We start from the raw sequence: 12,693 nt of genomic DNA, 5'->3' as shown, positions 1-12,693 counted from the left end.
GAAGATGACGAATCAAACCATCAAAGTTGTAATCGCTGGAGCAAGAGGAAGAATGGGGATAGAGGCTGTTAAGCTGGCAGAAGAAACAAGCCACTTCGAACTAGTAGCAGCACTTGATCACACACATGAGGGGAAAAAGCTATCAGATGTGCTTCATACAACATCTGATGCGCCCATTTATACGGATATTGACGTGTGTCTTTCAGAAACAGCACCGGATGTATTAATTGATTTGACGACCCCAGAAATCGGGAAAGTACATACAAAAAAAGCCCTTGAACATGGCGTACGTCCAGTCGTAGGCACAACAGGTTTTTCAGAAGACGACCTAAAAGAACTTCAGCAATTAACAGAAGAAAAAGGGATAGGCTGTATTATTGCGCCTAACTTTGCTGTTGGTGCTGTTTTAATGATGAAGTTTGCCAAAATGGCAGCAAATTATTTTCCTGATGTTGAAATCATTGAGCTTCATCATGATAAAAAATTGGACGCTCCGAGCGGTACAGGACTAAAAACAGCTGAAATGATCGCAGAAGTAAGAGAAAGCAAAAAGCAGGGGCACCCTGAAGAAAAAGAACTAATCGAAGGTGCACGAGGAGCAGATTATGATGGCATCCGCCTTCACAGCGTAAGACTTCCAGGCATGATTGCACATCAAGAAGTGCTGTTTGGAATGGACGGACAGACGCTCACGATCCGTCATGATTCTTATAACCGTGCATCATTTATGTCAGGTGTGAAGCTTTCTGTTGAACAGGTGATGCATATTGATCAACTCGTCTATGGCTTAGAAAATATTATCGACTAATAAGGAGTGGACCCCTGATGAACATTGCTTTAATCGCTCACGATAAGAAAAAAAGTGACATGATTCAATTCGCCATTGCGTATCGAGATATTTTGGCCGATCATACACTTTATGCAACAGGAACAACAGGTTTAAGAGTGAAAGAAGCGACTGGGCTTCCCGTTCATCGTTTCCAATCAGGACCACTTGGAGGGGATCAGCAGATTGGTGCCATGATTGCTGATAATGCAATGGATCTTGTGCTCTTTTTTAGAGACCCTCTCACTGCACAACCGCATGAACCGGATGTATCTGCACTCATCCGGCTTTGCGATGTGTATGCCATTCCATTAGCGACCAATATGGGGACTGCCGAAATTTTAGTCAGGAATTTAAATAAAGGTACGTTTGATTTTCGAGATGTAGCAAAAAACGGAGGAACACATGAAACCACTTGATATCCTTGCATTCGGTGCCCATAGCGATGATGTAGAGATCGGTATGGGTGGAACGATTGCAAAATACGTAAAAAAAGGGGCGCGTGTTGGGATTTGTGACTTGACTCAGGCTGAATTATCTTCAAATGGAACGGTTGAAAGCCGAAAAGAAGAGGCCAGAGCAGCCGCTGCCATTTTAGGCGTCACGACTCGAATCCAGCTCACGCTGCAAGATAGAGGACTTTATCTGAATGACAAAGCGATGAAAGAAATTGCAGGTGTCATCCGAACATATAAACCAAAACTTATTTTTGCCCCGCACCACCAAGATCGACATCCTGATCATGGTCATGCGGGTTCACTTGTAGAAGAGGCCGCTTTTTCTGCAGGTATACATAAATTTGAAGATTCATACAAGCAGCCAGCGCATAAAATAAGCCAGATGTATTATTACATGATTAACGGCCACCATCGTCCAGATTTTGTGATCGATATCTCAGACGAGATGAACCAAAAAATTGATAGCTTACATGCGTATAAAAGCCAATTTGTCAAAACAGAGAGTTCAGTGGAGACACCGCTTGTAAATGGTTATATTGATTTTGTCAAAATGAGAGAGTCGATGTATGGAAGGGAAGTCAATAAACCTTTTGCAGAAGGGTTTCTGACAAAGAAGCCACTTTTGATGGACGATGACTTACTTGGGGGGTAATTATGAAAAAATTGAAGATCGGAATCACTTGTTATCCAAGTGTTGGCGGATCGGGCATTATTGCCACAGAGCTTGGAAAACGTTTAGCTGAAAAAGGGCACGATGTTCATTTCATTACCTCGAGTATTCCGTTTAGACTCAATAAAGTGTATCCGAATATTTATTTTCACGAGGTGGATGTCAATCAATATGCTGTGTTTCAATATCCGCCTTATGACCTTGCACTGGCAAGTAAACTCGCAGAAGTGGCAAAACGAGAGAAGCTTGATATTATTCATGCACATTATGCGGTCCCTCACGCCGTCTGTGCGTTCTTAGCTAAGCAAATGACTGGACAGTCTGTCAAAGTCGTCACCACGCTTCACGGCACGGATATTACGGTTTTAGGCTATGACCCATCTTTAAAGGAAGTCATCCGGTTTGCGATCGAATCATCTGACCGCGTAACGGCTGTATCACATTCATTAGCTGCGCAGACATACGATCTGATTAAACCGAATAAAAAAATTGATACGATCCATAATTTCGTCGATGAGCGCGTATATTTGCGTGAAGATCACGAAGTGCTGAAGACGCATTATGGTCTTCTGCAGGATGAGAAGGTCGTCATTCATGTATCAAATTTCCGTAAAGTGAAGCGGGTGCATGACGTGATCCATGTGTTTAAACAGATTTCTGAACAGGTGAATGCAAAACTGCTACTGATTGGGGACGGCCCTGAAAAATCGGTTGTTTGCGAGCTTGTGAAAAAGCTTGGATTAACGGACCGCGTGCTATTTTTAGGCAAGCAAGAGAAGGTGGAGGAGCTCTATTCGATTAGTGATTTGAAGCTGCTGCTTTCTGAGAAAGAGAGTTTTGGTCTTGTACTACTTGAAGCAATGGCATGCGGAGTACCTTGTATAGGAACAGACGTTGGAGGAATTCCAGAGGTGATTGCACATGGAGAGACAGGATTCCTTGTTCCGCTTGGTGATGTAGATAAAGCAGCAAAACATGCCATCACTATTCTGAAAGACAATGCGCTCCATCAGCAAATATCGATGGCAGCCAAGTCTAGTGTGGAAGCCAATTTCTCTTCTGACAAAATTGTGAGAGAGTATGAAGAGCTTTACTTAGAATTGATCGAAGGTGATGTTGAAGATGAATGAACAATTCACACATGCGATCCCTATTTTACATACGCTGCACGAACATGGGTATCAAGCTTATTTTGTCGGCGGTGCGGTGAGAGATGTCCTTTTAGGCAGGGAAGTTGGGGATATCGATATTGCGACAGATGCCACACCTGATGTGGTGGAGTCTTTATTTGATAAAACAGTAGATGTCGGCAAAGAGCATGGCACTGTTATTGTGTTACTTGACGGGGTCAGCTATGAGGTCACTACGTTTCGGACTGAATCAGAATATGAAGACTTTCGCCGGCCTAAAGAAGTGGCGTTTATTTCATCACTAAAAGAAGATCTTTTAAGAAGAGATTTAACGATCAATGCAGTAGCCATGGATATTCATGGTGACATCATTGACCATGTAGGCGGCAAGCGGGATATTAAGCGGAGACGAATTCAAACGGTTGGAGATCCTGCGTGCCGCTTTCAAGAAGACGCGCTTCGGATGATGAGAGCGGTGCGGTTTTTAAGCCAGCTCGGGTTTGAGCTTTCTAAAGAGACGGAAGAAGCAATGAAAAAAGATAAACATCTGCTTGCCAACATCTCTGTTGAACGCAAAAAAATCGAAATGGAAAAACTTTTAAAAGGCCGCTACTGTGAGCAAGCCATCAAGGTGCTCATCTCCACCAAATTGTATGAAGAATTGCCCGGCCTCAAAAAGGATCAGCTGAATGAAACGTTCCAAGCTTTCCCGTATTATTTATTGGATGGGTTAGATGAGGTGTGGGGAGCCTTTATCCATTTACTTGGTCTAGATGAGGCGGAGGCGGTGTCCTTTTTAAAAGAATGGAAGTTATCAACGAAACTTTTAAAAGAAGCCGTTGCCATTAGCAAATATGTTGATTGTGACTGGGATGCGGAAAAAATGTTTGAAGCTGGTGAACATGTCCTGCTTTCTAGTATGAAAATCACGCAGCTCAAACATGAGCGTCGCATTTTCTTTGATGAGCTGGAGGCGGCGAAACGTTCATATGATGCGCTGCCGATTAAACAGCTTCAAGACCTTGCAGTGTCAGGAAAAGATTTGATGGCCTTTCGGCAAAAGCCAGCTGGTAAATGGATTGCAGAAGAGCTTGCTTCTGTGAAAAAAGCCGTTTTGCAAAACCAGCTTGAAAACCGAAAAGAAGCCATAGAGGAGTGGCTCATAGCGTGCGATCAGCGATTAGAAAACGATTAATTGAACTATTTACAGCATCTGAGCAAGATTTTGTCTCAAGCCAGCAAATATGTGATGAGCTTGGCTGCTCCCGAACGGCAGTATGGAAGCATATAGAGGATTTGCGAAAAGAGGGATATGAGGTCGAAGCGGTCAGAAGAAAAGGATACCGGCTGCTTCGTAAACCGGACAAAATTAGTGAAGACGAAATTCTGTTTGGTTTGGAAACAGAGCTGTTTGGCAGGCATATTTATTTTCAAGAAGAAGTCGCCTCAACTCAGCTCATTGCCCATGACCTCGTCAATAAAGGAGCCCCGCACGGCTCGCTTGTTGTCAGTGATCATCAGACAAACGGAAAAGGACGCCTTCAAAGAACGTGGCACTCACCAAATGGGACAGGCATATGGATGAGTTTGATTCTCCGGCCAGAAATACCGCTGCACAAAGCGCCGCAAATGACGCTTTTAGCATCTGTCGCGATCGCTGAAGCCATAGCGCAGCAAACGGGTCTCAGTCCATCGATCAAATGGCCAAACGATATTTTGCTAAACGGAAAAAAGGTCGTTGGTATTTTGACTGAATTAAAAGCAGAAGCTGACCAAGTTCACGCAGTCATTATTGGCCCAGGCATTAACGTGAATCAGACGGCAAATGATTTTCCTGAAGAATTAAAGGATGTTGCGACGAGTTTGCAAATGGAACTGGGTGAAAAGGTAGACAGAGCGGCACTGATTCAAACCATCATGTCCACCTTTGAAAAAAGGTATGATGAATATATGACTTATGGTTTTGCTCCGATCAAACAATTATGGGAATCGTATGCGATGACCATTGGAAAGCGTATCATCGCACGCACCGTCAATGGACAATATGCTGGAACGGCGCTTGGGATTAATGATGAAGGGGTCCTCTTACTCGAAACGGAGGGCGGAATCCAAAACATCTACTCCGCTGACATTGAGATCAAGTCAACTTAAGTGGAACACCCGGCACATTTTTGATATACTTCGTGTGGGCAGTATCTGAAAAAGAACTGTACCTGTTAGGAAGAAAAATTCGATAAATTTCTGCCTTGATCCTAAGGGACTTGGACAGAGGGATGATTCGTCTGCACATGAGAGATAAAAACGTGTGAGATCAGACAAGCCATCTCCTCTCCAGAATGAGGAGGAACAAATGAAGACAAAGTTAGATTTTTTCAAAATGAAAGAACAAAACGAACCTATTGTGATGCTGACAGCATACGACTATCCAGCTGCAAAGCAAGCGGAAAAAGCGGAAGTCGACATGATCTTAGTTGGTGACTCACTTGGGATGGTTGTCCTTGGACTTGATTCCACAGTGCAAGTGACGATGGATGATATGATTCATCACACAAAAGCAGTCAAAAGAGGCGCAAAAGACACATTTGTTGTGACGGATATGCCATTTATGTCTTATCATTATTCATTAGAAGAAACGATGAAAAATGCAGCACGCATTATGCAAGAAAGCGGTGCTGATGCCTTAAAGCTTGAAGGTGGAGACGGAGTATTTGAATCCATCCAAGCACTTACAAGAGGCGGTATTCCTGTTGTAAGCCATTTAGGGCTCACCCCTCAATCAGTCGGTGTCCTTGGCGGCTATAAAGTGCAAGGAAAAGACAAAGAGAGTGCACAGAAATTGATTGAAGATAGTCTGAAATGTGAGGAAGCAGGCGCCATCGCTCTTGTGTTAGAGTGTGTACCTGGTGAACTGACAAAACGGATTACTGACATGCTAAAGATTCCTGTGATCGGAATTGGGGCAGGGGCTGAAGCAGATGGACAAGTTCTTGTTTACCATGATGTGGTAGGGTACGGCGTGTCTAGAACACCTAAATTTGTGAAACAATACGCGCAAATCGATGCTGTATTAGAAGAAGCGCTCATACAATATACAAAAGAAGTAAAAGCACGCACATTCCCAGAGGATGCTCATACCTTTCATATGAAAGAAGAAGTCCTTGATGGTTTATATGGGGGGATCAAGGAATGAAGGTTGTCTCCCATATTCATGAACTAAAAGACATGATCAAGCAGCATCAAAAGAAGCAGCATTCCATTGGATTTGTCCCTACAATGGGTTTCCTTCATGAAGGACATCTGACGCTTGCAAAAGAAGCAAGAGATCAAAATGACATCGTGGTGATGAGCATCTTTGTTAATCCATTGCAATTTGGACCGAATGAAGACTTTGAATCCTATCCAAGAGATATGGAAAGAGACCAGCGTCTTGCCGAAGAAACTGGAGTAGATATATTATTTACACCTGATGTGAAGGAAATGTACAAAGATGAGCCATCGATTACGATGACTGTTCAAAAGCGCACAGACGTCTTATGCGGGAAGAAACGCCCAGGACACTTCGACGGCGTTGTCACGGTGCTCACAAAGCTGTTTCACCTTGTCGCACCAACCAATGTATACTTTGGTTTAAAGGATGCACAGCAAGTCGCTGTTATCGATGCGATGATCAAGGATTTCTTTTTCGATCTTCACCTTGTGTCTGTTCCTACTGTTCGAGAAGAAGACGGTTTAGCGAAAAGTTCAAGGAACGTGTATCTGTCAGAAACAGAAAGGCAAGAAGCACCTGCTTTATACCGGGCATTAAAAAAAGGACAGACAGCTGTAGAAAATGGTGAACATGATGTAAATCGTATTTATCAATTAGTGGAAGAGGAGATTCTTCAAACGAGTGGGGAAATCGATTATATTGACATTTACTCCTACCCAGAGCTTGAACCCCTTCAGCACTTAACGGGCCAAGTGATCATTGCCATTGCTGTGAAGTTCTCCCGGGCAAGACTGATTGATAATGTGATTTTCCATGTTCCTGAAAGCGGTGAAAAACATGTATAGAACTTTTATGACCTCGAAACTTCATAAAGCGACAGTGACTGAAGCAAACTTACACTATGTAGGTAGTATTACCATCGACGAAGATTTGCTTGATGCGGCAGGCATGATGGCAAATGAGAAAGTGCAAATTGTCAATAATCACAATGGTGCTAGACTTGAAACATATATCATCCCTGGAGAAAGAAAGAGCGGTGTCATTTGTTTAAATGGTGCGGCAGCAAGATTGGTTCAGCCAGGAGATGAAGTCATTATTATCGCTTATGGGATGTTGTCAGAGGAAGAAGCGAAATCGCACACACCTAAAGTGGTCGTGTTAAATAAACAAAATCAAATTGAACAAATGATTGGGCAAGAGCCTGCGAGAACGATTTTATAACGCACGCTCACATGGAAACAGAACAGTTTCATCATAAGGAAGCTGTTCTGTTTCAGCTATATTGTCCAGAGTGTGTTTCACTATGAGTGGAACGAGGAATTGAGGTGTCCATTTTATGACCGATCAAAGGTTTGTTGTCGTTGATATTGAAACCACCGGGAATTCACCAAAAAAAGGTGATAAAATCATTCAAATTGCTGCGGTGGTCATTGAAAATGGACAAATTGTCGAACGGTATTCAAAATATGTGAACCCAGGGAAAACGATTCCTGGATTTATTGAACAGCTGACAGGTATTAAACAGCACATGGTTGATGACGCGGTGTTTTTTGAGGACATTGCCCAAGAGGTGTATGATCTCATACAGGGCGCTTATTTTGTTGCGCACAATGTTCATTTTGATTTGAACTTTTTAAACGATGAACTAAAAGCATGCGGGAAAAATGAGCTGGATGTGCTAGCGATTGATACGGTTGAAATTTCTAGAATTCTTTATCCTGAGCTTGAAGGTTATAAGTTAACTGAATTAAGCGAAGAGCTCATGCTTCCACATGACCACCCGCACAGGGCGGATAGTGATGCGGAAGTTACTGCCATGTTATTTTTAACCTTATTACATCAATTAAGGAATACACCGCCAAATGTGTTAAAACAGCTGCGCAGATTATCCTCTTATCTTCTAAGTGATATAGGACTTTTAATTAAGCAGCTTGAAACCAATCACACGAATCAAGATGATTCGCTTGTAGAATTAGGATCTTTTGCTGTGAAAGATGTGACCAATCCGATCACTGAATCGACATATGCAGTAGGTGCTGACGACGAGCAGCTGTTCGAGGAGATAAAAGAGAAACTTCCTCAAACATTAGAAGGCTATGAAGTAAGAGAAGGCCAGCTCACGATGATGAACAAAGTAAGAGATGCGTTCCATGAAAGAGCTTATGCGCTAATTGAAGCGGCGCCAGGAATCGGGAAAACACTCGCTTATCTTATACCAGCTGCTTTAGAAGCAAAGAAATCAGGAAAACCTGTCATTATCAGTACATATTCTATTTTACTACAGCAGCAAATGCTTCAGCGCGATGTTCCGCTACTCAAGCAATTGCTCCCATTTGAGCCAGCCGCCTGTGTGTTTAAAGGGCGGGCACATTATATTTGTTTAGATAAGTTTGAGCATGTCCTGCATGAGGAAGATGATAACTATGATGTTGTCTTAACAAAAGCGCAAATTTTAATGTGGCTCCTTGTCACTGAAACAGGTGATTTGTCTGAACTGAATTTACCGTCAGGAGCTGCAAATATAAAAGACCGTATCTCCTGTGTACACATGCCATTTACATCGAAAAAACGCCGTTTTAAAGAACATTGTTTTTATGAACGGGCTAAACGAAAGGCTCAAACCGCTGATTTAATTTTGACGAATCACCGTCTGCTTTTATCCCAAACGGAAGGAGCTTCTATCTTTCAGGATGCAGACGTCTATGTGATTGATGAGGCCCACCAATTTGAAAAAACAGCCAATGAAACGCTAGGTGACAGTGCGTCTTATATCCAGCTTCATGCGAAATTAACGCAGCTTGGCTCTTTGCATGGCGGGCTGCTTAAGAAATTGAAAAAGAGATTTCATGGGGCAGGTTTATCAACTGACACCTTTATTGAAATGGACGAGTATCTTCAGCAGCTTCAGGTGGAAAGTGACGCATTTTTTAGTACCGTTCATTCTTTTGTCAAAAGGACAAAACCAAAAGCGGACATCAATCGTCTCATTCATAGAGTCCGTCATCATTCAAAACATGCTCAGTGGGTCCGAATTAAAGAATCAGCGAGTAAGCTTTGTTCGTTATTGATTGCTTGTGAGAAACTGTATGAGCAGCAAAAAAATGAGTTGCTTCACAAAAGTGATCAGTTCATAGAGCAGTTTGCATTTGAAGCAGAAGAATACGATCAAGTGATGTCATTTATGCAGACATTCTGCAGTACGCTGTACCGGTTTATCTTTGAACCAAACAATGATGAAACCGTTTGGATTGAGATTGATGCAAAGGGTGCCAAGAATGCTGTCTTTATGCACGCGCAGCCGCTAGATACAGGGGAGTTGCTAGCTGATCGGTTCTTCATGAACAAAAAAAGCGTTGTCCTCACATCAGGGACGCTTACCATCAATCAACGCTTTGATTATTGCTTGGAACGTTTTGGCCTGCAAGATTTTTACCCACACCTTGTCCAAATTGATTCACCTTTTGAACTTGAAAAACAGCTTAAGGTCGTTGTACCTGCTGACATGCCGCCGATCACAAACCGTGATGAACGCGAATATGTGAAGCAAGCTGCAACATATATTAAGATCATGGAAAAGCAGGATCAAGCGAAAATATTGGTGTTATTTAATTCACATGAGATGTTAAAAGCAGTGTATGAAGAGCTGAAATCAGAAGGTATGCAATCGGCATTGTTTGCTCAAGGTTTGACAGGCGGGAGCCCTGTAAAATTGACAAAAATGTTCAAATTGGCTAAGCAGGCCATCTTGCTAGGAACAGGGAGTTTCTGGGAAGGTGTGGATTTTCCTGGCTCAGAGCTAACGACCGTCATTATGGCAAGGCTTCCTTTCCGACCACCCGATTCACCGCTCATTGAAGCAAAATGTGAAGCTGCAAAAAAACAGGGGAAGAATCCCTTTAAAGCCGTCGCTCTCCCGGAAGCTGTGTTAACTTTTAAGCAAGGAGCAGGCCGCTTGCTGCGCTCGGAAAAAGACATCGGAACATTGCTGATTTTAGACCGCCGAGTGAAAACCGCTTCGTATGGAAAACTATTTTTAGAATCACTTCATCATGCGCCAGTTCACGAGATGTCCAAAGAGTCGCTTGAGGCGTATATAGAAAAGCTTAACAACGAAAAGCCGCTGTCATAAGCGGCCTTTCACTGGTGTGGGTTTGGAGTTAATTTATCGTAACGGCTTTTTATGTTCCGTTGTAAAAATAGTATCGGTTCTCACATTGAAAAGTATGACTAACAATATTTACGTACCGAGGAGGAATTAGAAGTGGAAAGTAAAATAGAGGTACTTTCAACTGTTCAAATTAAGCATTCAGAAGACCTATACAAAATCGTCGATTTGCTGAACAGAACGCTTAAAAGGGAAGATCTTATGTTTGGATTAGCATTAGATCAAGAAGATCAAAATCAAGCGATATTTACCATATATCGCACATAGGGGAAGCTTGACATGAAAAAAATAGTTTGGATTATTTCATCCGTTGCTGCGCTCGTTTTACTCATTGGCATCATTAGCTTTTCGTGGATTTATCAAATTGCCATGGGACAAAAAGAAGAAGGTCATGAGGCAGCGATTGAACGAGCAAAAAAGCAAGCATCAATAGAACAAGTAGAGCAAGTGGATACCTTTGTTGGGAAAGAAAAGCAATTTATTGTGGAAGGTAAAAACAAACAAAACGAAGCGATCTATGTGTGGGTACCTGCCAGCAAAAAAGAAAAAGTCATTGCTAAAAAAGCAAAAGAAGGCATTACTTCAAACCAAGCAGTACAAGCCGTTCAAAAGGAGAACACCATTTCTAAGCTAAAAAATGTTCAATTAGCACGAGAAGGTGACGTCCTCCTTTGGGAAGTAACGTACTTAAATGAGAACAACCAATATAGTTTCAGCTATGTTGATTTTACGACAGGACGAGTGGAAAAAAATTTAACACCGTAGTTTCTTCTGTCTTGCGTTGACCATGCTGATTTAGAACGGTTATAATAAAATGTATGAAAAAAGAATCACACCTATTTAACAAGGTGAGTTTCTTTCTGGCTTTGGAGGGAAATATGTTGAAAACAACTATTAATCAAGTGTTCAAACACGTCGATGAAGAAGTAACAATCGGCGCATGGATTGCCAATAAACGTTCAAGCGGGAAAATTGCATTCTTGCAGCTTCGCGACGGGACAGGCTTTATTCAAGGAGTCGTTGTAAAAGCAGAGGTGGAAGAGGAAGTCTTTAAGCTTGCGAAATCAGTGACACAAGAGACATCGGTCTATGTCACAGGACAAGTAACAAAAGACGAACGTTCACCACTTGGTTTTGAATTACAAGTGAAATCCATTGAAGTGATTCACGAAGCAACAGATTACCCAATTACACCAAAAGAACATGGAACAGAATTCTTAATGGATCACCGTCATTTATGGCTGCGTTCTAAAAAACAGCATGCCATTATGAAAATCCGTAATGAAATTATTCGTGCTACATATGAGTTTTTCCATCAAGAAGGCTTCGTGAAAGTGGATCCGCCAATCTTAACAGGAAGTGCTCCTGAAGGAACAACAGAGCTGTTTGCTACTAAATATTTTGATGAAGATGCGTACCTTTCTCAAAGTGGACAGCTTTACATGGAAGCTGCTGCGATGGCACTCGGAAAAGTATTCTCATTCGGTCCAACATTTAGAGCAGAAAAATCGAAAACAAAACGTCATTTAATCGAGTTCTGGATGATCGAGCCTGAGATGGCATTTGTTGAATTTAATGAAAACCTTGAGTACCAAGAAAATTATGTGTCTCACGTTGTTCAAAGTGTACTTGAAAATTGTAAAGTAGAACTGCACACACTTGGCCGTGATACAGCAAAATTAGAAAACATCAAAGCACCATTCCCGCGCATCACATATGATGAAGCGATTAAATTCTTGCAGGATAAAGGATTTGATGACATTGAATGGGGAGATGACTTCGGTGCGCCGCATGAAACAGCGATCGCCGAAAGCTATGATAAACCAGTCTTTATCACTCATTACCCAACCTCATTAAAACCATTTTATATGCAGCCTGCACCAGACCGTGATGATGTCGTCCTTTGTGCAGATTTAATTGCGCCAGAAGGCTATGGAGAGATTATCGGTGGTTCTGAACGTGTTCATGATTTAGATCTGCTTGAAGCAAGACTAAAAGAACATGGGTTAGATCAAGAAACGTACAAATGGTACACAGAATTAAGACAGTATGGTTCTGTACCACATTCAGGTTTTGGTCTTGGACTTGAACGAACAGTTGCTTGGATTAGCGGAGCGCCGCATGTGCGTGAAACAATTCCATTCCCAAGATTATTAAACCGTTTATATCCTTAAGACGTGAAAGCCTCCAACATATGGAGGCTTTTTCAAACGTCTTAAGGACAGCACGTATGAGA

General features: G+C 42.1%; 13 protein-coding genes. All 13 read left to right on the top strand.

The annotated features are described in order from the left end of the window. Positions 1–4: 4 nt before the first annotated feature. The 13 genes from dapB (at position 5) to asnS (ending at position 12,631) form a co-directional block, all read left to right on the top strand. Complete coding sequence (gene dapB, locus LCD32_RS09800) at positions 5–808, top strand: 4-hydroxy-tetrahydrodipicolinate reductase (protein WP_017359745.1); 804 nt, start codon at positions 5–7, stop codon at positions 806–808. Positions 809–825: 17 nt separating this feature from the next. Continuing rightward, positions 826–1,245, top strand: coding sequence for a methylglyoxal synthase (gene mgsA, locus LCD32_RS09795; protein WP_048001888.1), 420 nt, complete (start codon positions 826–828; stop codon positions 1,243–1,245). After that, positions 1,232–1,936 (top strand): bacillithiol biosynthesis deacetylase BshB1, encoded by a 705-nt coding sequence (gene bshB1 / locus LCD32_RS09790; protein ID WP_224563703.1) that lies wholly within the window; start codon positions 1,232–1,234, stop codon positions 1,934–1,936. The genes mgsA and bshB1 overlap by 14 nt, the downstream gene beginning before the upstream one ends. 2 nt (positions 1,937–1,938) lie before the next feature. After that, a complete protein-coding gene (gene bshA / locus LCD32_RS09785) occupies positions 1,939–3,084 on the top strand; it encodes an N-acetyl-alpha-D-glucosaminyl L-malate synthase BshA (protein ID WP_146271200.1) in 1,146 nt (381 codons plus the stop codon). After that, on the top strand, positions 3,077–4,279 hold the full coding sequence (locus tag LCD32_RS09780) for a CCA tRNA nucleotidyltransferase (protein ID WP_146271202.1): 1,203 nt from the start codon (positions 3,077–3,079) through the stop codon (positions 4,277–4,279). Before bshA ends, LCD32_RS09780 begins: the two co-directional genes overlap by 8 nt. Next, positions 4,252–5,235: a bifunctional biotin--[acetyl-CoA-carboxylase] synthetase/biotin operon repressor gene (locus tag LCD32_RS09775; protein WP_017367494.1), complete on the top strand. Its 984-nt coding sequence runs from the start codon at positions 4,252–4,254 to the stop codon at positions 5,233–5,235. The genes LCD32_RS09780 and LCD32_RS09775 overlap by 28 nt, the downstream gene beginning before the upstream one ends. A gap of 199 nt (positions 5,236–5,434) precedes the next feature. Next, entirely contained in the window at positions 5,435–6,274 is an 840-nt protein-coding gene (gene panB, locus LCD32_RS09770) for a 3-methyl-2-oxobutanoate hydroxymethyltransferase (RefSeq protein ID WP_008344587.1), read from the top strand. Continuing rightward, a complete protein-coding gene (gene panC / locus LCD32_RS09765) occupies positions 6,271–7,137 on the top strand; it encodes a pantoate--beta-alanine ligase (RefSeq protein WP_224563700.1) in 867 nt (288 codons plus the stop codon). Before panB ends, panC begins: the two co-directional genes overlap by 4 nt. Beyond that, positions 7,130–7,513: an aspartate 1-decarboxylase gene (gene panD / locus LCD32_RS09760; protein WP_017359738.1), complete on the top strand. Its 384-nt coding sequence runs from the start codon at positions 7,130–7,132 to the stop codon at positions 7,511–7,513. The genes panC and panD overlap by 8 nt, the downstream gene beginning before the upstream one ends. 115 nt (positions 7,514–7,628) lie before the next feature. Continuing rightward, the gene (gene dinG / locus LCD32_RS09755; RefSeq protein ID WP_224563696.1) at positions 7,629–10,421 is read left to right on the top strand and encodes an ATP-dependent DNA helicase DinG; all 2,793 of its coding nucleotides are present in this window, start codon (positions 7,629–7,631) and stop codon (positions 10,419–10,421) included. A 132-nt stretch (positions 10,422–10,553) separates the two neighbouring features. Further along, complete coding sequence (locus LCD32_RS09750) at positions 10,554–10,724, top strand: YpmA family protein (RefSeq protein WP_008344594.1); 171 nt, start codon at positions 10,554–10,556, stop codon at positions 10,722–10,724. Positions 10,725–10,736: 12 nt separating this feature from the next. Next, positions 10,737–11,222 (top strand): cell wall elongation/penicillin-binding protein regulator TseB, encoded by a 486-nt coding sequence (gene tseB / locus LCD32_RS09745; RefSeq protein ID WP_035391675.1) that lies wholly within the window; start codon positions 10,737–10,739, stop codon positions 11,220–11,222. Positions 11,223–11,338: 116 nt separating this feature from the next. Beyond that, complete coding sequence (asnS, locus tag LCD32_RS09740; RefSeq protein ID WP_024718525.1) at positions 11,339–12,631, top strand: asparagine--tRNA ligase; 1,293 nt, start codon at positions 11,339–11,341, stop codon at positions 12,629–12,631. The last annotated feature ends 62 nt before the right edge of the window (positions 12,632–12,693 follow it).

Source organism: Bacillus sp. RSS_NA_20, assembly GCF_020165915.1.
Classification (GTDB): Bacteria; Bacillota; Bacilli; order Bacillales; family Bacillaceae; genus Bacillus; species Bacillus altitudinis.
Note: the sequence above shows the minus strand (reverse complement) of the source record. Positions and strands in the feature narration are given on the sequence as shown.